Origin of the sequence: Xanthomonas cucurbitae, assembly GCF_002939885.1 — a bacterium.
Lineage (GTDB): Bacteria > Pseudomonadota > Gammaproteobacteria > Xanthomonadales > Xanthomonadaceae > Xanthomonas > Xanthomonas cucurbitae.
In genome coordinates this window covers 15,557-36,411 of the sequence record NZ_MDED01000027.1, presented here as the reverse complement: position 1 = coordinate 36,411, position 20,855 = coordinate 15,557, and the positions used below count along the sequence as shown (strand labels likewise).

Annotated in this window: 18 protein-coding genes; 11 read left to right on the top strand and 7 right to left on the bottom strand. The window is 67.8% G+C overall.

All coding sequences use genetic code 11. From position 1 onward, the window contains the following. Positions 1-14: 14 nt before the first annotated feature. Complete coding sequence (gene tssA, locus XcuCFBP2542_RS14290) at positions 15-1,055, top strand: type VI secretion system protein TssA (RefSeq protein ID WP_104604197.1); 1,041 nt, start codon at positions 15-17, stop codon at positions 1,053-1,055. A gap of 72 nt (positions 1,056-1,127) precedes the next feature. On the opposite strand, the gene XcuCFBP2542_RS14285 is transcribed toward tssA, so the two are convergent. Next, a complete protein-coding gene (locus XcuCFBP2542_RS14285; protein ID WP_104604196.1) occupies positions 1,128-1,412 on the bottom strand; it encodes a DUF2782 domain-containing protein in 285 nt (94 codons plus the stop codon). 77 nt (positions 1,413-1,489) lie between these two features. Here XcuCFBP2542_RS14285 and polA point away from each other — a divergent pair, with 77 nt between their 5' ends. Then, on the top strand, positions 1,490-4,270 hold the full coding sequence (gene polA / locus XcuCFBP2542_RS14280; protein WP_104604195.1) for a DNA polymerase I: 2,781 nt from the start codon (positions 1,490-1,492) through the stop codon (positions 4,268-4,270). Positions 4,271-4,795: 525 nt separating this feature from the next. On the opposite strand, the gene hemF is transcribed toward polA, so the two are convergent. The 4 genes from hemF to XcuCFBP2542_RS14260 all read right to left on the bottom strand — a co-directional run bounded on the left by hemF (position 4,796) and on the right by XcuCFBP2542_RS14260 (position 9,701). Next, on the bottom strand, positions 4,796-5,695 hold the full coding sequence (hemF, locus tag XcuCFBP2542_RS14275; RefSeq protein ID WP_104604194.1) for an oxygen-dependent coproporphyrinogen oxidase: 900 nt from the start codon (positions 5,693-5,695) through the stop codon (positions 4,796-4,798). An 88-nt stretch (positions 5,696-5,783) separates the two neighbouring features. Then, complete coding sequence (locus XcuCFBP2542_RS14270) at positions 5,784-6,344, bottom strand: hypothetical protein (RefSeq protein ID WP_104604193.1); 561 nt, start codon at positions 6,342-6,344, stop codon at positions 5,784-5,786. Beyond that, on the bottom strand, positions 6,341-7,057 hold the full coding sequence (locus XcuCFBP2542_RS14265; RefSeq protein WP_104604192.1) for a hypothetical protein: 717 nt from the start codon (positions 7,055-7,057) through the stop codon (positions 6,341-6,343). Before XcuCFBP2542_RS14265 ends, XcuCFBP2542_RS14270 begins: the two co-directional genes overlap by 4 nt. Before the next feature lie 277 nt (positions 7,058-7,334). After that, positions 7,335-9,701, bottom strand: coding sequence for a S9 family peptidase (locus tag XcuCFBP2542_RS14260; protein WP_104604191.1), 2,367 nt, complete (start codon positions 9,699-9,701; stop codon positions 7,335-7,337). A gap of 292 nt (positions 9,702-9,993) precedes the next feature. Between XcuCFBP2542_RS14260 and XcuCFBP2542_RS14255 the strand changes: the two genes are divergently transcribed. Continuing rightward, the gene (locus XcuCFBP2542_RS14255; protein WP_104604190.1) at positions 9,994-11,337 is read left to right on the top strand and encodes an AMP-binding protein; all 1,344 of its coding nucleotides are present in this window, start codon (positions 9,994-9,996) and stop codon (positions 11,335-11,337) included. 158 nt (positions 11,338-11,495) lie between these two features. On the opposite strand, the gene XcuCFBP2542_RS14250 is transcribed toward XcuCFBP2542_RS14255, so the two are convergent. Next, a complete protein-coding gene (locus XcuCFBP2542_RS14250; protein WP_170066993.1) occupies positions 11,496-12,503 on the bottom strand; it encodes a chorismate transformation FkbO/Hyg5 family protein in 1,008 nt (335 codons plus the stop codon). After that, positions 12,500-13,834 (bottom strand): NAD(P)/FAD-dependent oxidoreductase, encoded by a 1,335-nt coding sequence (locus XcuCFBP2542_RS14245; RefSeq protein WP_104604228.1) that lies wholly within the window; start codon positions 13,832-13,834, stop codon positions 12,500-12,502. The genes XcuCFBP2542_RS14250 and XcuCFBP2542_RS14245 overlap by 4 nt, the downstream gene beginning before the upstream one ends. Positions 13,835-14,128: 294 nt before the next feature. Here XcuCFBP2542_RS14245 and xanC point away from each other — a divergent pair, with 294 nt between their 5' ends. From xanC to XcuCFBP2542_RS14205, 8 genes are all read left to right on the top strand, one after another. Next, positions 14,129-14,398 carry a xanthomonadin biosynthesis acyl carrier protein XanC gene (gene xanC, locus XcuCFBP2542_RS14240; RefSeq protein ID WP_104604189.1) on the top strand — a complete coding sequence of 90 codons (270 nt, stop codon included), beginning with the start codon at positions 14,129-14,131 and terminating at the stop codon, positions 14,396-14,398. Positions 14,399-14,435: 37 nt separating this feature from the next. Then, complete coding sequence (locus XcuCFBP2542_RS14235) at positions 14,436-15,119, top strand: COG4648 family protein (RefSeq protein WP_167526992.1); 684 nt, start codon at positions 14,436-14,438, stop codon at positions 15,117-15,119. A 54-nt stretch (positions 15,120-15,173) separates the two neighbouring features. Further along, positions 15,174-15,923 (top strand): lysophospholipid acyltransferase family protein, encoded by a 750-nt coding sequence (locus tag XcuCFBP2542_RS14230; protein WP_104604187.1) that lies wholly within the window; start codon positions 15,174-15,176, stop codon positions 15,921-15,923. An 11-nt stretch (positions 15,924-15,934) separates the two neighbouring features. Continuing rightward, positions 15,935-16,222 (top strand): ApeI family dehydratase, encoded by a 288-nt coding sequence (locus XcuCFBP2542_RS14225; protein ID WP_104604186.1) that lies wholly within the window; start codon positions 15,935-15,937, stop codon positions 16,220-16,222. Next, positions 16,219-17,193, top strand: coding sequence for a lysophospholipid acyltransferase family protein (locus XcuCFBP2542_RS14220; protein ID WP_104604185.1), 975 nt, complete (start codon positions 16,219-16,221; stop codon positions 17,191-17,193). The genes XcuCFBP2542_RS14225 and XcuCFBP2542_RS14220 overlap by 4 nt, the downstream gene beginning before the upstream one ends. Further along, entirely contained in the window at positions 17,117-17,764 is a 648-nt protein-coding gene (locus XcuCFBP2542_RS14215; RefSeq protein WP_104604184.1) for a LolA-related protein, read from the top strand. The genes XcuCFBP2542_RS14220 and XcuCFBP2542_RS14215 overlap by 77 nt, the downstream gene beginning before the upstream one ends. Positions 17,765-17,902: 138 nt before the next feature. Beyond that, complete coding sequence (locus tag XcuCFBP2542_RS14210) at positions 17,903-20,269, top strand: MMPL family transporter (protein WP_104604226.1); 2,367 nt, start codon at positions 17,903-17,905, stop codon at positions 20,267-20,269. Then, positions 20,256-20,705 (top strand): hotdog family protein, encoded by a 450-nt coding sequence (locus XcuCFBP2542_RS14205; protein ID WP_104604183.1) that lies wholly within the window; start codon positions 20,256-20,258, stop codon positions 20,703-20,705. The genes XcuCFBP2542_RS14210 and XcuCFBP2542_RS14205 overlap by 14 nt, the downstream gene beginning before the upstream one ends. The last annotated feature ends 150 nt before the right edge of the window (positions 20,706-20,855 follow it).

The following is a 20,855-nucleotide window of genomic DNA, read 5'->3' as shown; positions in this document are numbered from 1 at the left end:
ACGGAGCCCATGCCATGCACGACGACAGCACCCTGCAGACCCTGCTCGCACCGGTCAGCGACGACGCACCGGCCGGCCCGGATCTGGAATACGACCCGGACTTCCTGCGCCTGGAGCGCGACTCGGCCATCCGCGCCGAGCGCAGCCTGGGCGATGCCGTCATTGCCGCCGAAGAGCCGGACTGGGACAAGGTGCAGACGCTGGCGCTGGAGCTGAGCCGGCGCAGCCGCGACCTGCGCGTGGCCAGCCGGCTCGGCGCGGCCTGGCTGCGCTTGCGCGGGCTGCCCGGCTGGGCCGACACCCTGGCGCTGATCCACGGCCTGCTGGAGCAGCATTGGGACAGCGTGCACCCGCAACTGGATGCCGACGACGACAACGACCCCACCTCGCGCGTCAACGCCCTGGTCGGCCTGAGCGACCCCATGGGCCTGCTGGGCGCGCTGCGCACCACCGCATTCGTGCAGTCGCCGCGGCTGGGCCGTTTCAGCCTGCGCGACCTGCGCGTAGCCAACGGCAGCATCAAGCTAGCCGACGGGCAGAGCGGCCCCAGCCTGGCCGAGATCGAAGCCTGCTGCCTGGACTGCGCGCTCGAGACCCTGGCCGCCTCTGCCCAGGCCATCACCGATGCGCTGGCGCGCACGCGTGCGATCGACGCCCTGCTGACCGAACGCCTGGGCACCGCCGCGCCAGACCTGCGCCCGCTGTTGACCGACCTACGCGAGCTGGAGCGCTTCGTGTTGCCGCATTGGCGGGCGCGCGACGGCGGTGCCACCGCCGGCACGCCGGAGGCCGACGCCGCGCCGGCAGGCGAGGGCGAGGTGGCATCCAGCAGCGCCCGCCCACCCGGTGCCATTGCCGGCCCGGACGATGTGCTGCGCCGCCTGGACGAGATCTGCGCCTACTACGCGCGCTGCGAGCCTTCCAGCCCGGTCCCGATGCTGTTGCGCCGCGCCCAGCGCCTGGTGGGCTGCGACTTCCTGGCCTTGATGAAGGAACTGGCCCCGGCCGGCATCGACGACCTGCAACGCGTCACCGGCCCGCTGGAAGAACGCTGAGCATTGCCGGCACGAGCGGCCGGCAACGCCGCCGTGCTTACGCTCTACGATTCCCGATTCCCGATTCCCGAATCACCAGCTATACAGCTGCCAATGTACCTTGTTGACCTTGTCCTTCTCCGCATCGGTGTGTCCATCGTGGTCGCGGTCGTAGAGGAAATACGGCGCACCGCGTGCCGGCGTGACGCGCACCATTTCCAGTTCACCGTTGACGCGGTATTCGTCCACCTTGTCGCCATTGCCCATGGTCTTGCTGGTGACGTCGGCATTGGCTGGCACATCGCCGCCGCCAGGATTGGTGGTGGCACAGCCGCCAAGCAGCACTAGCGGCAGCAGCAAGAAACGTGCTTTGTTCATCGTGATGGTCCGTGTGAGGTCGCCGCCGAGTATGCGCCGGCCGGGTGCGCTGTGGGCGTGCAGCGTAGAATCGGGCCATGAGCAGATTAGTCCTGATCGACGGGTCCAGTTACCTGTATCGCGCGTTCCACGCGCTTCCGCCGCTGACCAACGCCCAGGGCGAGCCCACCGGCGCCTTGTTCGGCGTGGTCAACATGCTGCGAGCCACCTTGAAGGAGCGCCCGGCCTACGTCGCCTTCGTGGTGGATGCGCCCGGCAAGACATTTCGTGATGACTTGTATGCCGACTACAAGGCCAACCGCCCGTCGATGCCCGACGACTTGCGCGCGCAGGTGCAGCCCATGTGCGACATCGTGCATGCGCTGGGCATCGACATCCTGCGCATCGACGGCGTGGAAGCGGACGATGTGATCGGCACGCTGGCGTTGCAAGGTGCCAGCGATGGCCTGGCCGTCACCATCTCCACTGGCGACAAGGACTTCGCCCAGCTGGTGCGTCCGGGCATCGAACTGGTCAACACCATGAGCGGCAGCCGCATGGACTCGGACGAAGCGGTGATCGCCAAGTTCGGCGTGCGCCCCGACCAGATCGTGGACCTGCTGGCGCTGATGGGCGATACCATCGACAACGTGCCCGGCGTGGAAAAGTGCGGCCCCAAGACCGCCGCCAAATGGCTGGCCGAATACGACTCGCTCGACGGGGTCATCGCCAACGCCGACAAGATCAAGGGCAAGATCGGCGACAACCTGCGCGCCGCCTTGCCGCGGCTGCCGCTCAACCGCGAGCTGGTCACCATCAAGACCGACGTGGTGCTGGCCAGCGGCCCGCGCGCGCTGGAGCTGCGCGAGCCCAACAGCGAAACGCTGGCTGCGCTGTATGCCCGCTACGGCTTCAGCCAGGCGCTGCGCGAACTCGGTGGCGCCGCCGCCGCCGGCGTGCAGACCGAAGCGATGGCGGTGGCCCGCACCGAACCCGGCCGCGCCCGCGGCACCGGCTTCGTCTCCGGCCCGGCCAGTGCGCCGGTGGATATCGACCCGGCACTGGCCGCGCCCGGCCAGTACGCCACCATCCTCACCCAGGAACAGCTGGACAGCTGGATCGCCCGCCTGCGCGCCGCCGGCCAGTTCGCCTTCGATACCGAAACCGACAGCCTGGATGCCCTGCAGGCCAACCTGATCGGCCTCAGCGTCGCCGCCGAGCCTGGTCAGGCGGCCTACCTGCCGTTCGGCCACGACTTCCCCGGCGCCCCGGCCCAGCTCGACCGCACCCAGGCACTGGCGCAGCTGGCACCGCTGCTCACCGACCCGGCCGTGCGCAAGCTCGGCCAGCACGGCAAGTACGACCTGCACGTGATGCGCCGCCACGGCGTGGAGCTGGCCGGCTATGCCGACGACACCTTGCTGGAGAGCTTCGTGCTCAATTCCGGCAGCGCCCGCCACGACATGGACAGCCTGGCCAAGCGCTATCTGGGCTACGACACGGTCAAGTACGAAGACATCTGCGGCAAGGGCGCCAAGCAGATCCCGTTCGCCCATGTCAGCCTGGAAGACGCCACCGGCTACGCTGCCGAAGACGCCGACATCACCCTGCGCCTGCACCAGGTGCTGGGCCAGCGCCTGGCCGCCGAGCCCAGCCTGGAGCGCGTCTATCGCGAGATCGAAATGCCGCTGGTGAGCGTGCTGGCGCGCATCGAGGCCAACGGCGTGTGCGTGGACGCAGCCGAACTGCGCCGCCAGAGCGCGGACCTGTCCAAGCGCATGCTCGCCGCCCAGCAGAAGGCCACCGAGCTGGCCGGGCGCACCTTCAACCTGGATTCGCCCAAGCAGCTGCAGGCGCTGCTGTTCGACGAGCTCAAGCTGCCCGCCGTGGTCAAGACGCCCAAGGGCCAGCCCTCGACGAATGAGGAGGCGCTGGAAGCCATCGCCGACCAGCACGAACTGCCGCGGGTGATCCTGGAGTACCGCGGCCTGGCCAAGCTGCGCAGCACCTACACCGACAAGCTGCCGGAGATGATCCACCCGCAGTCCGGGCGCGTGCACACCAGCTACCACCAGGCCGGCGCCGCCACCGGGCGGTTGTCCTCGTCCGACCCGAATCTGCAGAACATCCCGATCCGCACCGAAGACGGCCGCCGCATTCGCCGCGCCTTCGTCGCCCCGGCCGGGCGCAAGCTGATCGCCTGCGACTATTCGCAGATCGAGCTGCGCATCATGGCGCACCTGTCCGGCGACCCCGGCCTGGTGGGCGCGTTCGAGTCCGGTGCCGACGTGCACCGCGCCACCGCCGCCGAGGTGTTCGGCCGCACCATCGACACCGTCAGCGGGGATGAGCGCCGCGCCGCCAAGGCGATCAACTTCGGCCTGATGTACGGCATGAGCGCCTTCGGCCTGGCACGTCAGCTCGGCATCGGCCGTGGCGAAGCGCAGGACTACATCGCGCTGTACTTCAGCCGCTACCCGGGCGTGCGCGACTTCATGGAGACCACGCGCCAGCAGGCGCGCGACAAGGGCTACGTGGAAACCGTGTTCGGCCGCCGCCTGTATCTGGACTTCATCAACGCCGGCAGCCAGGGCCAGCGCGCCGGCGCCGAGCGCGCCGCCATCAACGCCCCGATGCAGGGCACCGCCGCCGACATCATCAAGCGCGCCATGGTCAGCGTGGATGGCTGGATCGCCGACCACGCGCAACGCGCACAGATGATCCTGCAGGTGCACGATGAACTAGTGTTCGAAGCAGACATCGATTTCGTCGATACGCTACTGGCCGAAGTCACCACGCGCATGGCCGCTGCCGCCGCGTTGCGCGTGCCGCTGGTGGTGGATTCGGGCATTGGCGATAACTGGGACCAGGCGCACTGACGTGATGAATTCCAGCGATATGCTGGATACACAGATCAGTTATACGGAGCGCGCGTGATAACGCAACTGCATCAGCGTCGAGGGAATGAATAACCGCTAAATTCTACATTTTTTTAACAGTTATCTTCACGATCCATCAATGTGGAAAGTGGTGTTATATCCCTCGACGGGCGCAACGCCTGTCGGCAGATCTCTCCCATCCCCTGGAGCAGATCTCGGAGCGGAAACTCCTCCCCAAGTTTCCGTTCCCTGGCCCCGCCGACCTCCCCCTGGTCTGCGGGGCTTTTTATTTTCTACGGTTGAAAGCGCGGATTGCCTTGCGCTGCGGCACGCTTTGGGATGTTGCGCGCTGTTTGCGCAGTATGTCTTAATCACAAATTTGAATAGGCCAAATTAATCCACTGAATCAACACAGTGTTTCATCTCGCCAATTCAGGTTTATATGGCGGCGCTGGCCGCCTGCATCAATGCAGACGGAAAAGCCAACGGCCGGACCACGCTTGCCAGCCGCCAGCCGCCGATAGATCAACCCAGCCAGTCGCGGGGCACCAGATAATCCAGCAAGCGCGCTTCGGCACTGCCAGGCTCGGCTGCATGGCCGTACTCCCAGCGCACCCGCGGCGGCAGGCTCATCAAGATGCTCTCCGCTCGCCCGCCGCTTTGCAGCCCGAACAAGGTGCCGCGGTCGTAGACCAGGTTGAACTCCACATAGCGCCCGCGGCGGTACAGCTGGAACTCGCGTTCGCGCTCGCCGAAAGGCTGGTCCTTGCGGCGCTGCACGATCGGCATGTAGGCGTCCAGGAAGCCATTGCCCACCGCCTGCTGGTAGGCGAAGTCGCGTTCGAAGTCCTGGCCCAGGTCGTCGAAGAACAGGCCGCCCACGCCACGCGTTTCGTTGCGGTGGCGCAGGAAGAAATACTCGTCGCACCAGCGCTTGTGCGCGGCGTAGCGTTCCTCGCCGAACGGCACACACAGCGCCTGCGCGGTGCGATGCCAGTGCTGCACGTCTTCGTCCACCGGGTAGAACGGGGTCAGGTCGAAGCCGCCGCCGAACCACGCCGCCACCACCTCGCCATCGCGTTCGGCGCGAAAGTAGCGCACGTTCATGTGCGTGGTGGGCACATGCGGATTGTGCGGATGGAACACCAGCGACACCCCGCAGGCGCGCCAGGTGGCGCCCGCCAGTTCGGGGCGGTGGGCACTGGCCGAGGGCGGCAGGCGGGTGCCGGAGACGTCTGAAAAACCGATGCCGGCCTGTTCGAATACCGCACCATCGCGCAGGATGCGGGTGCGCCCGCCACCACCTTCCTCGCGTTGCCACAGGTCTTCGGAGAAGCGCGCCCGGCCATCGGCGGCTTCTACGGCGGCGCAGATGCGGTCCTGCAGGTCGGTCAGATAATCGCGTACACGGTCGAATTCGTTCATGCTCCGATTCTAAATCGTGTCTCGCCGCCAGTGCGCCCACCCACGCGCGCTCGTTTGTCGCAGGGCGAGGTGCGGCGCGTGCAGTCGCTCAGCTGAACTCGGCGCGCACCGCTGGCGTGCACAGCCGCCAGGCCAGCGCCGCGTGCAGGCCGCCGATGGCCAGTGCACCCAGCCCGGTGAGGACCAGCGCCATTTGCCGGGTGGCCTGTAGACGCACCTGCAATTGCGGCCATTCGGGGCTGTGCACCAGTTCGGCAGGCAGCATTGCCTGCACGCAGTCGAACAGCGGCCCGATCAGGGCCAGCCCGGCGAAGTTCAGCAGGCCGGTGGCGAGCAACACCACGACGAAACCGATGCGTGCCCATTCGCGGCGCTGCAGCAGCGCCCAGCTCAGCCAGGCAAACGCGACCGACAGCACCACGCCGAGCAGCGACAGCGCCATCGCATGGTCGATCAGCCATTGCCAGGCGTGCGGGATCCGCATGCCGGCAGGCAGCGCAAGCGTACCGGCATCGGGCACCGCCACCAGCACCACGACCTGCAACAGATTGGCCAGCGCACTGGCCGCGCCCAGCAACAGCGACACCCAGGCCAGTGGCGTCACCAACCCGCCGCGCGGCTGCAACGCGGTGCGGTGCGGGGCGTTCATTGCAGCGCGGCGATGTGCGCCGCCACCACCGCCTGCCCGGGCGGGTCCAGCGCGGGTTGCAGCTGTGCATACCAGCCGGGCAGGGCATCGGCCGGCAGGCACTGGCGCAGCAACGGCGTGCTGCGTTCCAGGAACGCCTCCAGGAACGGCAGGCCGCGCACGGAGAGAAAATGACTGTCTGTGATTGACATGCCGGCGTACGCCTCGCGCAGCCATTCCAGATGCGGCAGGGCCTGCGCGCCGTGGCCGGCGCGGGTCAGCGCGGTCAGGAAGCTGGTGCGTGCAACGGCCGGCGAAGTCGCGCGTTCGTGCGCGTTGAGATCGTCGAAGGTCAGCAACCACTGCTCACCGCGCGCGATCTCGTTGCACATCACCGCGGTGGCGGCCAGCTGCAACGCGTTGTGCGCTGTGGGCTCCAGCTCATACAGGGCCAGCCAATGCGGATAGGCCTCGCGGTAGCGATCCAGTGCGCTCAGCGACAACGCGCACAGCCGTTGCGCGTCGGCACCGGTCTGCAGCTGCGCCAACGCCGCGCTGTAGGCGCCAACGTGATCGCCACGCTGGAATGCAGCCAGCGCCGGTTGCAGGGCCGGGTCGATGGCGCTGGCCGCTGTCGCGTCTTCTTCTATAGCGGCCGGCGCCACGGTGGGCTCGGTGCGCGGCGTCTTTGCCGCGGCGGTGTTGCGTCCAAACAAACGGTCCCACAGGCCCATCGCCTCTCCTCGTATGCGCCGACGTCGTTGACGATCGCCACCAAGCAGGCGGCGCACCGGGCATGCGGCAGACCGGTGCAGCAGGGCGCGAATGCAGCATCGCTTTGCCGATCCTGGTACCAAGCTTAGAGCCACCGGCGTACGGGCAGGTGAGCGCATGGCAACGCGGCATGCGCTTGCACGGCAGGCGCTGCCGCTCGCCTGCAGGGGCCGCAGACGCGATGCCCTGTTCCTTGCGCGCTCGCTGCGCCCATCTCGCAATGGGCGCAGCATCGGCTCAGCGCTGTGGCTTCACCTGTTCGTTGAACAGCTTGAGGATGCGCTTGTACTCGTCCAGCCACGCGTCGGCGCGGGTAAAGCCGTGGCGTTCCAGCGGATACGGCGCCACCTGCCAGTTGTCCTTGTGCAACTCGATCAGCTTCTGCGTCATGTCCACCGAGTCCTTGAAGAACACGTTGTCGTCGATCATGCCGTGCGCGATCAGCAGATGGTCCTGCAGCCCATCGGCGTAGTTGATCGGCGAGGACGTCTTGTACGCCTGCGGGTCGAGCTCGGGCGTGTTGAGAATGTTGGAGGTGTACTCGTGGTTGTACTGCATCCAGTCGCCCACTGGCCGCAGCGCCGCGCCCGCCTTGAACGTGCCTGGGCTGCGGAACAGCGCCATGTAGGTCATGAAACCGCCGTAGGAACCGCCATAGATGCCGGCACGCGCACGGTCACCCTGCTTGGTGGTCACCAGCCAGTCCAGCCCGTCCAGGTAGTCTTCCAGTTCCGGGTGGCCCATGTTGCGGTAGATCGCGGTGCGCCAGTCGCGGCCGTAGCCTTCGGAGGCGCGATAGTCCAGATCCAGCACGATGTAGCCCTGCTGCACCAGTAGGTTGTGGAACATCTGCTCGCGGAAATACGGCGTATAGCGTTGCGAAACGTTCTGCAGGTAGCCGGCGCCGTGCACGAACATCACGATCGGATACTGCTTGCCCGGCTCGGGCGTCTGCGGGCCGTAGTACTTGCCCCAGACCGTGCCGGCTCCATGCTTGGAGGGTATCTGTACGTATTGCGGTGCGATCCACGACTGCGCCTTGAAGGCTGCTGTGCGCGTATCGGTGAGTACCCTGGCCTGGCCGCCGGCGGCCGGCACCACCGCCAGTTGCGGCGGCAGATACGCACCGGAGTAACGCACCAACAGCTGCTGCCCGTTCGGCGACAGGCTGAAGCCTTCCACGCCGTTCAAAGCGGTCACTTCGGTGAGCTGGTCGGTGCGCAGGTCGAGCTTGCACACCTCGTAGTCGCCCGGCCACTTCTGGTTGCACAGGAAGTACATGCCGCTGCCATCGGTACTGGGCACCGGCAGTGACACTTCCCACTTGCCACGCGTGCGCTGGCGCGGCTTGCCGTTGCCGTCCACGGTATACAGGTGCGAATAACCGGATTCTTCGGACAGCAGCCACAGCGTGCGGTTGTCGGGCAGCCAACCGAAATCGTTGAAGTCCCAGCTGATCCAGGCGCCATCGCTCAGCCGATGGCGTGGCTGCAGCTTGGCCGTGTCCAGATCCACGCTGGCGATCCAGCGGTCCTTGTTGTCGGTGGCGCGGATTTCCACTGCCACGTTGCGGCCGTCGTCGCTCCAGTGCACGGCCGGGCCGCTGCCATCGCCATCGCTTTCCACGCGCACGGTGCGGTTGCCCTTGAGCGCATCGCGCTTGGCGGCCTTGCGCAGGCTTGCCAGCGGGTCGGTGGCGATGCCCGGCAGCGCGTCGAACGAGAGCTGCCGCGCACTGCCGGCGGTGACATCCACCAGCCACAGCGTGTGCGCGACCGGGTCATTGCGTCCCACGCGGGTACGCACTTCCTGGAATTCCTCGTAACCGGATTCGGTGACGTACTTGGGCATCTTGCCGGCCTGGCCTTCTTCGGCGCTCTTGGCCTGGGTGACCACCAGCAGGTGGCGGCCGTCCGGCGACAAGGCGCTGTCGACGATCTCGACTTCATCGCCCAGATACACCGGCGCGGCGGCGCGGGTGGCATCGGCACGGCGCCAGGCATCTTCCTGGCTGCGCAGCGCATCGCGCTGTTCGCGGTCGTCCCGCAGCGTCGCCAGGGTGGCCAGTTGCTGCTCGCGCAACGTATCGGCCTTGGGCACGGCATTGGGGTCGCGCTCGGCCTTGACCACGGCAACCTGCGCAGTGCCGCCATCGGAGCGCCAGTGGTACCAGTTGTTGCCGGCACGCCAGATCGCACCGCCATCGCTGGCGAACTGCGGCCGCGATTCGACCTCGTTGCTGCGGGTCAGCTGGGTGAGCGCGCCCGAGCGCAGATCGCGCAGGAAGATGTCGCCGTTGCGCGCGAACAACATGCGCTGGCGGGTGGCGTCATAGCTGGGGTTGGCGGCATCCAGGCCGGCGCGGGCGGTATCGGCGACGCGTTCGGCGGCGGCACCGTCGATGCCCTGGCGGTAGGTGTCGCGCACCGGGCTGTCGTCGCGCTTGAGCAGGTATTGCACCTGTTTGCCGTCCCATTGCCACCATGCCTGATCGACCGACGGCCCGATCCAGTCCGGATCGGCCATGACCCGTTCAATGGTGAGCGGTGCGGCGGACTGCGCGTGCGCGGCGGCAGTCAGCAGCAGAAGGGTCAACGGCAGCAATCTGGGCATCGGCAACGACGGGGTACTGAAGAGAACGGCCAAGCCTAGCAGCTCATCCGCACGCAAGGCTTGGGCCACAGGTCATGCGGCGGTTGTCCACGCGCAGTCACCAGCGCGCCTGGCGAGCGCGACAATGGCCGAAGATCCGTGGCCTGGTGGCTTCGTCGCCGCGGCCTCGGGAACACCGGCAGCGCGCCAGCGGCGCATGCGTGCCCCGGGCTGGCGACCTGCCGACTTGCCAGCGGCCCGGGCGGGGCGCCAAGCTAGCGCGCTTTTGCGATTGTCGATGCACATGCCCAGCCTGTCTGCTCCTGCCCTTTCCCACCCCATGGCCGTCGGCGCGCCTGGCCGGCCGCTGGCGTGGCGCGCGGGACAGTCGGTGGATCTGGCAACCTTCACAGCGCACGTGCACGGTCTGGCACAGCAACTGCCGCAAGGCCGCCACGCGGTGAATCTATGCGAAGACCGCTACCACTTCATGGTGGCGTTCTATGCCTGCGCGCTGCGCGGGCAGGTGTCGCTGCTGCCGTCCTCGCGCGCGCCGGCCGTGGTCGGCGAAGTGCAGGCACGCCATGCCGACACCTATTGCCTGGGCGATCTGTCGCTGGAGCTGGCGCCGCCGCGTTACTGGCAGCTGCCGGCCGAGCTGCCGCAGGCCGATGGCCCGATCCCGCTGCTGGCCGACGATGCCTTGGTGGCGATCGGCTTCACCTCCGGAAGTACCGGTGCACCGCAACCTAATCCCAAGACCTGGGGTAGCTTTCTGACCAGCACGCGACAGGATCTGGTGGCGCTGCAAAGCCTGTGGGCGCACACCGATGCGGTGCCGCATGTGGTGGCCACGGTACCGCCGCAGCACATGTACGGCATGGAATTGTCGGTGCTGTTGCCGATGGTGACCGCGTTGGCGGTACATGCCGGGCGCCCGTTCTTTCCGGACGATGTGGCGCGTGCGCTGGCAGAGATTCCGGAGCCGCGCGTGCTGGTGACCACGCCGGTGCATCTGCGCGCGCTGGTCGAATCGGGCGTGGTACTGCCGCCGTTGGTGGGCATCGTCTCGGCCACGGCACCGCTGGCGCAGGAGGTCGCGGCGGCGGCCGAGGCGCGCTTCGGCGGGGAAGTGCGCGAGATGTTCGGCTCCACCGAGACCTGCGTGTTCGCCGTGCGTCGCACCGCGCTGGAAGCGGCTTGGACCCCGCTGCCGGGCGTGCGGTTGCAGGTGCAGGAGGCCGGCACGTTGGTGCATGCCCCGCATCTGGCCACACCGGTGTTGCTGGCCGACATGATGGATGTTGCCGAAGACGGCCGCTTCCAGGTGCGCGGGCGCCAGGCCGACCTGCTGGAAATCGCCGGCAAGCGCGCTTCGCTGGCCGATCTCACCCGCCGCCTGCTCGCCGTTCCTGGCGTGATCGATGGCATCGTCGTGCAACTCACGCCCGACGCCGGACAAGCCGTCGGACGCATCGCCGCACTGGTGGTGGCGCCTGCGCTGGACGAAGCGCAGATCCTTGCCGCGCTGCGCGCCAGCATCGATCCGGTGTTCCTGCCGCGCCGCCTGCGCAAGCTCGCGGTACTGCCGCGCAACGAAACCGGCAAGCTGCCGCGTGATCTGGTGCTGGGCCTGCTCAACGGCTGAGCGCTGCAATCGCGCAGCAGCGCGCCGGGCATGCCGTTCAGTGCGCTGCGGGTGCCGCGCGGCGTGACACAGCGGCGATCATGACCGCGCAGAGCGCTTGCCAGCGCCGGGCACCGGGCGGTCCAGCACGCGGAGCTGCCGGCTGCCGCAGTGCAGGCTCACCCATGCACGCCATCGATCTCCACCGCCAGCTCGTCGCGGCAGATCACCGCGTGCAGCAGCAGGCGCGGAACCGCATCACCGAAGCGCGCATCCAGGGCGTGAGCGACCTTGGCCAGGTCGTCCTGCTCGCGCACATACACCTTCAGCCGTGTGCCGGCGCCGAACTGCGCGGGCAGGGCAGGTGCATGCGTCCGTGCAGCACCGAGCAGGGCATCGAAATTGGCGAAGGTTTCTTCCAACTGCGCCAGCAATTGGCCGGTATGCATCGAGGCATGCCCGACCACAGCGGCGGTGCCCGAGAGCAGCAGCGGCATGTCGCTACCGGCCGGCGGCAACATCGCGCGGGCGAAACTTGGCGGCTGCGGGCCGTACTGGCGCGGGTAGTTGTAGGCACTGACCTGGCGCGGGTTTTCCAGCGGCAGGCCGGCCTCGGCGGCGGCCAGCCAGTAGATCTGGATGACGCGTTCGGCATCGCAGCGACCCACCGCGGTAGCGGCCGGTAGCTGCGCGGTGTCGAATGCGCCCAGCCCGCGTGCGCGGCCCACGCAGAACTGGCGGTAGCGTTCGCGGTCGCCGCTGCCCAGGGTGATGGCATCCAGGTAGTTCCAGATGCGCAACAGGCGCGGCGTGTCGCTGCCGCTGACGAAGGATGTGATCTCGGCATAGGCCTTGGCGGCGGCGTCTTCGATATCGACATCCTGCTCGTCGATTTCGATCACGCCGAACTGCAGGCGGCCGTCGCTGGACCAGGCGATGTTGCCATCGCGGCCGCTACGCACCGGCGCATCGGTACGCCACACTTCCAGCACATCGGCCTGGTACGGCTGCAGCGGCACACGCAGATAGCGCGGGTCGTGCAGGCGTGACGCAGTTGTGCCAAAGCCGAATACCGCCAGCACCTGCTGATCGGTCAGTAGCGCGGCCGGGTCGGTCTGGTCGACATAATCGACCTGCAGGCGGGGAGCGCGCAGGGGCTGCGCAGTAGGCGCGGGGGAAGCGGTCATTGACTGTCTCGGTGCAAGGTGTCGCCGTCGAAACCGAACCTGGCCTGGCGCCGGCGTTGGCGCCACGAGTGCCAGGCACGCGGCAGCATCGACAGCGTGGTGAGTGCGTAGATGGCGCGGAAGGCGCGCAGGCGCAGGCGAACTTTGGGGCTGTCGAACACATCGCCGGCCAGCATCGCCACCACGGCCTGTTCCAGCTGCAGCACGTTCTGCGGTTGCGCGAACAGGCTGCGCATGGTCGGCGAGGTGAAGCGGTAGATGAACCACTTGAATTCGTCGATGCCGCGGTTGAGCTCACGCTGCAATGCGCGCTGCAGCCTGGCTTCGTGCTGCGGCGTGCGCAGCGCCGCGTCCACCATCGCCGCGCCGCGTTCGGCGCTGTGCATGGCCAGGAACACGCCGGAGGAAAACATCGGATCGACGAAGGTGTAGGCATCGCCGAGCATCAGCCAGCGCGGCCCGGCCATGCGCGTGCATGCGTAGGCGTAGTTGCCGGTGGCATGCACCGGCGCCACGCGCTGCGCACCAGCCATACGCTCGGTGACTTCGACGTTGAGCGCCAGCGTGCGCATCAGAAACCCCTCGCTGTCGCCCTTGCGCGTCTTCATGTATTCGGGGTAGCAGACCGCGCCCACGCTCATGATGTCGTCGGGCAACGGGATCAGCCACATCCAGCCATGTGCATGCCGGTAGATGCTGATGTTGCCGGCATCCTCGCCCGGGCGGCGGGTCACGCCGCGGAAGTGGCTGAACAGCGCGGCAGACTGGTGCTTGGCATTGGCGCGTTTGAGTTTGAGCCGGTTGCCCAGGAAGGTGTCACGGCCGCTGGCGTCGAGCAGGTAGCGCGGGCGGAACTGCTGTACCTGGCCGTCGGCCGTGCGCGCCCGCAGCAGCGGTTGGCCGCCGTCCAGGTCCACCTGTTCCACCGCGACCTGCTCGCGTGCATCCACGCCTACTGCCCGTGCGCGCGCGAACAGCACCTCGTCGAACTGCGCGCGCGGGACCTGGAAGGCGAAGTCGGCCTTGGCATCGAGCGCGTGCGAAAAGCGGAATGTGTTGTAGCCGCCGGCATCGTTGGGAAAATCCGCGCCGCGCTTGAGCACGCCGATGCGGCGCACCTGTTCCAGCACGCCCAGGCGCTCGAGAATGGGCATGTTCATCGGCAGCAGCGATTCGCCGATATGAAAGCGCGGATGCTGTGCCTTCTCCAGCAGTGTCACCGCCCAACCGAGCTCGGCCAGTACAATGGCCGCAGCGCAACCAGCCGGTCCGCCGCCAACGATCACGACGTCCGGACACTCCGGTCCGGGGGCCGGCCCGGCGGCCGGGATGGGGCGAACAACGGGAGAAGTCATCCTGGAACGAACCTGCAGCGGGCGAGCGTGATGCAGTCATGATAGCCTGACCGGCGGCCCGGACTGCTGTGCGGGCCGTCTGTCCCTCACAGGACGACCATTGCAAGGACAGGGCGATCGCCGGATGCGCGCTGGGCCGGGCGCGCGACCCGACAGGTACGCTACGTACACTGCCGGCTCGATGCCTCGCCCACCACGACCATCGGCCTTGGTGCCCGGTTGGCGCGCTGGTCCCCTCTGCCACGACCTTTTACCCTGGAAACCCTCTGGATGTCTTCGCAAACCGCTGCCGAACGTGAACTGGCCGAACTCCTGGTCGAAAGCCTGAACCTGGAAGACGTCCAACCCGCCGACATCGAGCCAGAGGCGCCATTGTTCAACACCGGGTTGGGGCTGGATTCGATCGATGCACTGGAACTGGCGCTGGCGATCAGCAAGCGCTACGGCTTCCAGCTGCGCTCGGACAACGACGAAAACCGTCGCATCTTCGCGTCGTTGCGCGCATTGTCGGCGCATGTCCAAGCCAACAAGACCGTCTGAGGCGCCCGCCGCCGCGCCTGGCGAGTCTGCGCCTTGGGTGCTGGGCGTGGGCGTGCTGCTGGCGGTGGCGTACTCGCCGCTGGCGCATTGGGCCAACGCCAGTCATCGCCCCGAACTGGCCGTGGTGGCCGGCGGCCTGTTGGTGCTGATGGTGCTGATCGAGCCGATGGTCGGCCGTCGGCCGTGGGCCTGGATGCTGGCGCTGGCGACCCTGGCCGGTCTGTGGGCGTTGTGGCAGTCGCCGTACGCGATGCTGTTGCTGGCCGCGCCGCCGGTGGTGTTCACCGGTTGGATCGCCTGGTTCTTCGGGCGCAGCCTGCGCCGCGGGCGCACGCCGTTGATTACCCGCATCGTCGAAGGGCTGTACCGCCAGGCCGGCGTGCCGCTGACCCCGGCGCAGTACCGCTATACGCGCCGCCTCACCCTGGCCTGGGCGCTGCTGCTGTGCGGGTTGGCCCTGGTCAACCTGGTGCTGGGCCTGTGCGCAGAACCCAGTGGCGTGCTGGCGCAACTGGGCATTGCCTCGCCACTGCCGATCAGCGATGCGCGCGCCTCGTTGTTTGCCAACCTGCTCGCCTATGGCGTGCTGGGCGGGTTCTTCGTCGGGGAATATTGCTTGCGCGCCCGCTGGTTTCCGCAGCGGCCCTACCGTAATCTGCTGGACTTCATGCGGCAGATGGCGCGGCTCGGGCCGGACTTCTGGCGCGATTTGCTACGCTGACGGCGTAGCTCAAGGGCACCGACGTTCGTGCACAGTTTCGGGGACAAGACAAAAATGCCGTTGGCAAGGATGCCGTCGCGCCTGGCGTGGGCCGTATTCAATCTGCTGCAACTGGCCTTCACGCTGGCGTTTACCGCTGGCGGCATCGTCTATGCGCTGTTGCTGCTGGCACTGACCCGCGATGCCGACCGCCTGCTGCGCATGGGCGGCTGGATGTGGGCGCCGGTGCTGTTCCGCGGCGCGGGCGCCCGGGTGATTGTGGAAGGGCGCGACCAGGTCGATTGGTCCAGGAACTACCTGTTCGTCAGCAACCACCAGTCGATCATCGACATCTGCGCGCTGTTCTACGCACTGCCGGTGCCACTGCGTTTTCTGCTCAAGGAAGAAATGCTCAAGGTGCCGTTCGTGAACTGGTATGCGCGCGCCACCGGCATGCTGTTCCTGGACCGCGACAGCCGCCGGGCCGGAGCGCTGGTGCGGCGGCAGGCGGCCGCGCTGCTGCGCGAGGGCAAGCAGTTGTGTCTGTTTCCCGAAGGCACCCGTAGCCGTAGCGGCGCATTATTGCCATTCAAGGCCGGGCTGCTGCAGGCCGCTATCGATGCTGGCGTGCAGGTGGTCCCGGTGGCGCTGGATGGCTGTGGCAAGGTGTTGCCGGTAGATGGTGTGTTCAGGGTGCGCCCCGGCATCATCCGCGTGCGCATCGGCGCGCCCATCGCCGTCGCCGGGCCGGATGCACCGGACCGCCAGCAATTGACCAAGCAGGCACACAAGGCCGTGGCTGCAATGCTTCAACCCAGGATCTGAGTTCTACGCTTATGGATTTCGTCGTGCCGCATGACCATCCCTGCCTGCCCGGGCACTTCCCGGGTCGCCCCGTGGTGCCCGGCGTGGTCGTGCTCGACCATGTGCTGCAAGCCGTGGAAGCGCTGCACGGCCCGCGTGCGGCGGCACGCCTGCCGCAGGTGAAGTTCGCGCAGCCGCTGCTGCCGGGCCAGACCGCGTCGGTCACGCTGGAAGGCGATGGCCCGCGCTGGCGCTTTCGCGTGCAGCGCGCCGACCAGCTGCTGGTCAGCGGCGAACTGGTGGCCGAGGCAATGGCATGAGCAATCACTGGAAACAGCGCCCCGAAGGCGGCGGACGCTTTGCCCTATGGCTGATCCGCGGCATCGCCCGCCACGCCGGGCGCGCGGTGGGGCGGGCGATGCTCTACCCGATCACGCTGTACTTCCTGCTGGTGCGTGCGCCCGAACGCGCCGCCTCGCGTGCCTACCTGGCGCGGGTGCTGGGCCGTGAGGCAACGCTGCGCGAGGTGGCCCGGCATATCCACACCTTCGCCTCCACCATCCTGGATCGGGTGTACATGCTGTGTGGGCAGATGCAGCGCTTCCGCGTGGACATCACCGGCCTGGACCAGCTGCACACGCAGATGGATCGCGGCTGCGGCGTGCTGATCTTCGGTTCGCACCTGGGCAGTTTCGACGCGCTGCGCGTGCTGGCCACCGAGCGCCCGGACGTGCAGGTCAAGGTGGTGCTGGACAAGGCGCACAATCGTGCCCTGACCGACCTGCTGGGCGCGCTCAATCCGCAGCTGGCCGCCAACATCATCGATGCCGGGATGGACGCCACCTCGATCGTCATGGCGATCAAGGAAGCCACCGACGCCGGTGCGCTGGTGGCGCTGCTGATCGACCGCCCGCGCGAGGGCGACCCGGCGCTGCCGGCGATGTTCCTGGGCCGCAATGCGATGTTCCCGACCTCGCCTTGGCTGATCGCCGCCGCGCTCAAGGTGCCGGTGGTGCTGGCGTTCGGCCTGTATCGCGGTGGCAACCATTACGAGCTGGCCTTCGAGACCTTCAGCGAAGGCCTGGACCTGCCGCGTCGCCAGCGCGCCCCGGCGCTGGCGGTACTCATGCGCGATTACGCTGCCAGGCTGGAACATTACACCCGCTACGCGCCATACAACTGGTTCAACTTCTACGATTTCTGGAACACCCACCATGCCGATGCGCCGCACCCTGCCGTGGATGCTGATACTGCTGTCCAGCGCCGCACCGCTATGCGCCGCACCGCCTGAGACCCTGGATGTGGGCCAGGTGCTGCAGCGCCTGGCGCGCCCGGCCCCGGTCAGTACCGAGTTCGTCGAACTGCGTGGCTCGGCGCTGCTGAAGACGCCGCTGCGCGTGCAGGGCCACTACCGCCGCCCGGATGCGCAGACGCTGGTGCGCGAGGTAAGCGCGCCGTACCACGAAACCACCACCTTGACCGGCGACGAAGGCGTGCTGGAACGCGACGGCAAGCCGCCGCGTCGCTTCTCGTTGCGCCGCGTGCCCGAGCTGGCCGGGCTGAAATCCGGCTTCGGCGCGCTGCTGGCCGGCGACCGCGCGCTGCTGGAACAGCAGTACCGCCTCAGTGGGCAGGGCCAGCCGCAGGCCTGGCAGCTGACGCTGCAGCCCAAGGACGCCGCCGTGGCCAGGCAGGTGCGCGAATTGCGCCTGTACGGCCGCAATGACGAGCTGCGTTGCATCGAGAGCGTGCCGGTCAAGGGCGAGCTGCAGCGCACGCTGCTGGCCGGCGCTGCGCGCGAGGCGGCCAGTGTCACCGACGCGGCGGCACTGACCACGCTCTGCCACGGTTCGGGCGCGTGACCGCGCGCGGAACGGCTGCACCGGTCGTCTCCAGAAAAATCACACCATTGGCAGCAACAAATCGTGTGCTGCCGATGACGTTGCATGCCGCGCGCGCGGCCGGTAAGCGGTCGGCCGCTGCAGCAGGACATCCACACCATGGCGTTTAAATTGAACGCAAACCGCCGCATCGGCCTGGCGCTGTTGTGGCTGGCATTGCTGGCAGTGGCCGGGCTCTGGTTGAGCGAAACGCTCAAGGTCACTGGGGATTTGCGCAAATTCATGCCCGCTCCGCGCACGCCGGCGCAAAAACTGCTGATTGAAGAACTCGGCGAAGGCCCTGGTTCGCGGCTGCTGCTGATGGCGCTGTCCAACAGCGATCCGGTCGTGCTTGCCGAACAATCGCAGCAACTACAACAAGCGTTGTCCGCGCAGCCGGATCTGTTCGAACTGGTCGGCAACGGCGGCAACGCAGGGCTGCAGGCGATTCCGGGGCGCTTGCTGCCGTACCGCTACCTGCTCAGCGACAGCTTCGACACGACCCCGCTGGATGCACCAACGCTGGAAGCAGCGTTGCAGGCGCGCGTGCAGGACCTGGGCTCGCCGGCAGCGGCCATGGTCGAGCCGTTGCTGCCACGTGATCCCACACTGGAAATCCTGCATCTGGCCGAGACCCTGCAGCCAGCGGCCGCACCACAGACACGCAATGACGTGTGGTTCGACCGTGCCGGCACATCGGCGCTGTTGATCGTGCAGACGCGCGCAGCCGGGTTCGACCCCACCGGACAGCAGCAGGCTTACGATGCCGTGCAAGCGGCCTTCGCGAAGGTGGGCAAGGGCACCTCCACGCAGCTGACGCTGACCGGGCCGGGCGCATTCGCGGTGGAAATCACCGCACGCACCCAGGGCGAGGCGCAGTGGATCGGGACCCTGGATACGGTGGGCCTGGTGCTGTTGCTGCTGGTCGCTTATCGCAGCTGGAAGATCCCGGTGCTTGGCGTGCTGCCGCTGGCGAGCGCCGGCCTGGCCGGCCTGGGCGCGGTGGCGCTGCTGTTCGATGGCGTGCACGGGATCACCGTAGCCTTCGGCTTTACCTTGATCGGCGTGGTGCAGGATTACCCGATCCACCTGTTCAGCCATCAGCGCCCCGGTCTGGACCCGCGCGCCAACGCACGGCACCTGTGGCCGACGCTGGCCACGGGCGTGGTGTCCACCTGCATCGCGTACGTGACCTTCCTGTTCTCCGGGGTGGACGGCCTGCGCCAGCTGGCGGTGTTCACCATTGCCGGGCTGGCGGCGGCGGCCATCACCACGCGCTGGCTGTTGCCGTGGCTGATCGACCCGGCACCGCGCGACTACGCCGATTCGCGCCTGCTGGCCACGCTGTGGCGCGGCATCGCGCGGCTGCCGCGGCCACGCATCAGTTTGGCGGTGGTGGCGGTGGTCGGCATCGCGGTGATCGCGTTGGCGCCCGGCCAGTTCTGGCAGAACGATCTGTCCAAGCTCACGCCGGTGCCGCCGAAGGCACTGGCCCAGGACACCCACCTGCGCCAGGAACTGGGTGCGCCGGATGTGCGCTACGTGCTTGCCGTGCCTGCCGCCAGCGACGAAGCCGCGCTGCAGGCCAGCGAGCAGTTGCGCCCGCGCCTGGACGCACTGGTGCGCGATGGCGCGCTGACCGGCTACGACATGGCCGCGCGTTACCTGCCCAGTGCGCGGACCCAGCAGGCACGTCAGGCAGCGTTGCCAAGTGCCGCGCAGGCGCGCGCGATGACCGAGCAGGCGGTGGCGACCACACCATTGCGCAGCGACGCGTTTGCGCCCTTCCTGCAGGATCTGGACACGGCCAAGCATGCCGCGCCGCTGCGCCCGGAGGATCTGTCCGGCTCGCCGCTGGCCACCTCGGTCGGTGGCCTGTTGCTGAGCCATGGCGATCGCAGCACCGCGCTGGTGTCGTTGACCGGCCTGCGCGATCCGGCGGTGCTGGCGGCGGCGGTGGACGGCAGCGGCGCGCAGCTGCTGGATCTGAAGGACGCCTCCGAGTCGTTGGTGGCGGCCTACCGCGGCCGCGTGCTTGGCGCCCTGGTGCTGGCAGCGGTGTTGCTGGCGGCGACGGTGGCGATCGCGCTGCGCAGCCCGCGCCGCATCGCGCGCGTGCTGCTGCCGATGGCGCTGACCACGGTGCTGATCCTGGCCATCCTGCGCGGCACCGGCGTGGAGCTGAATCTGTTCCACCTGATCGCGCTGATCCTGGCGGCCGGGCTTGGTCTGGATTACGCCTTGTTCTTCGACCATGCCGGCGACGACCATGCCGATCAGCTGCGCACGCTGCATGCGCTGATCGTGTGCAGCCTGATGACGCTGCTGGTGTTCGCGTTGCTGGCCGCCTCCAGCATTCCGGTATTGCGCGCCATCGGAAGCACGGTGGCGCTGGGGGTGTTGTTCAATTTCATTCTGGCCTTGCTGGTGTCGCGCGAACCGGCGCTGGAACGCGTGGCCAACGGAGATCCGCATGCAGGGACGTGACGCGATTGCCGCCTTGATTCCGCACCAGGGCGCGATGTGCCTGTGGGAAGACGTGGTGGAATGGGATGCGCAGCGCATCGTGCTGCGCAGCCACGCGCACCGCGATGACACGCATCCGTTGCGCGCCGCCGGGCGCCTGCGCGCCCTGCATCTGTGCGAATACGGGGCGCAGGCGATGGCGGTGCACGGCGGTCTGCTGGGCCGTGCCTCGGGCAGGCCGGTGCGCCCGGGCATGCTGGTGGCCCTGCGCGGCGTGGAACTGCAGGTGGCCTATCTGGAGCAGCTGCCCGACGCGATCGTGTGCGAAGCGCAGGTGTTGATGCAGGGCGAGGACAGCCAGCAGTACAGCTTTCGCCTGAGCCACGGCGAGCGGCTGCTGGCCGAAGGCCGCGCCACGGTGATGCTGGGCGCCGCGCAGGCCACGGAAGGGCTGTAGGAGCGTGCCTGCGCGCGATGTGGTTTTGCTGGGAAGGCCTCATCGCGCGCCAGCGTGCCTCTACGCAATGTGGGCAATCAACAGGCTGGCGATCTATTCCTGCGCTTGCTGCCAGTGGTTAGGATGACGCTCTTTCCGCCGTCGCTGCTG

What these genes read in the sequence shown, in the direction of transcription:
- tssA (WP_104604197.1), top strand. Translation starts at nt 15, where the DNA reads ATGCACGACGACAGCACCCTGCAGACCCTGCTCGCACCGGTCAGCGAC.
- XcuCFBP2542_RS14285 (WP_104604196.1), bottom strand. Translation starts at nt 1,412, where the DNA reads ATGAACAAAGCACGTTTCTTGCTGCTGCCGCTAGTGCTGCTTGGCGGC.
- polA (WP_104604195.1), top strand. Translation starts at nt 1,490, where the DNA reads ATGAGCAGATTAGTCCTGATCGACGGGTCCAGTTACCTGTATCGCGCG.
- hemF (WP_104604194.1), bottom strand. Translation starts at nt 5,695, where the DNA reads ATGAACGAATTCGACCGTGTACGCGATTATCTGACCGACCTGCAGGAC.
- XcuCFBP2542_RS14270 (WP_104604193.1), bottom strand. Translation starts at nt 6,344, where the DNA reads ATGAACGCCCCGCACCGCACCGCGTTGCAGCCGCGCGGCGGGTTGGTG.
- XcuCFBP2542_RS14265 (WP_104604192.1), bottom strand. Translation starts at nt 7,057, where the DNA reads ATGGGCCTGTGGGACCGTTTGTTTGGACGCAACACCGCCGCGGCAAAG.
- XcuCFBP2542_RS14255 (WP_104604190.1), top strand. Translation starts at nt 9,994, where the DNA reads ATGCCCAGCCTGTCTGCTCCTGCCCTTTCCCACCCCATGGCCGTCGGC.
- XcuCFBP2542_RS14250 (WP_170066993.1), bottom strand. Translation starts at nt 12,503, where the DNA reads ATGACCGCTTCCCCCGCGCCTACTGCGCAGCCCCTGCGCGCTCCCCGC.
- xanC (WP_104604189.1), top strand. Translation starts at nt 14,129, where the DNA reads ATGTCTTCGCAAACCGCTGCCGAACGTGAACTGGCCGAACTCCTGGTC.
- XcuCFBP2542_RS14230 (WP_104604187.1), top strand. Translation starts at nt 15,174, where the DNA reads ATGCCGTTGGCAAGGATGCCGTCGCGCCTGGCGTGGGCCGTATTCAAT.
- XcuCFBP2542_RS14225 (WP_104604186.1), top strand. Translation starts at nt 15,935, where the DNA reads ATGGATTTCGTCGTGCCGCATGACCATCCCTGCCTGCCCGGGCACTTC.
- XcuCFBP2542_RS14220 (WP_104604185.1), top strand. Translation starts at nt 16,219, where the DNA reads ATGAGCAATCACTGGAAACAGCGCCCCGAAGGCGGCGGACGCTTTGCC.
- XcuCFBP2542_RS14215 (WP_104604184.1), top strand. Translation starts at nt 17,117, where the DNA reads ATGCCGATGCGCCGCACCCTGCCGTGGATGCTGATACTGCTGTCCAGC.
- XcuCFBP2542_RS14210 (WP_104604226.1), top strand. Translation starts at nt 17,903, where the DNA reads ATGGCGTTTAAATTGAACGCAAACCGCCGCATCGGCCTGGCGCTGTTG.
- XcuCFBP2542_RS14205 (WP_104604183.1), top strand. Translation starts at nt 20,256, where the DNA reads ATGCAGGGACGTGACGCGATTGCCGCCTTGATTCCGCACCAGGGCGCG.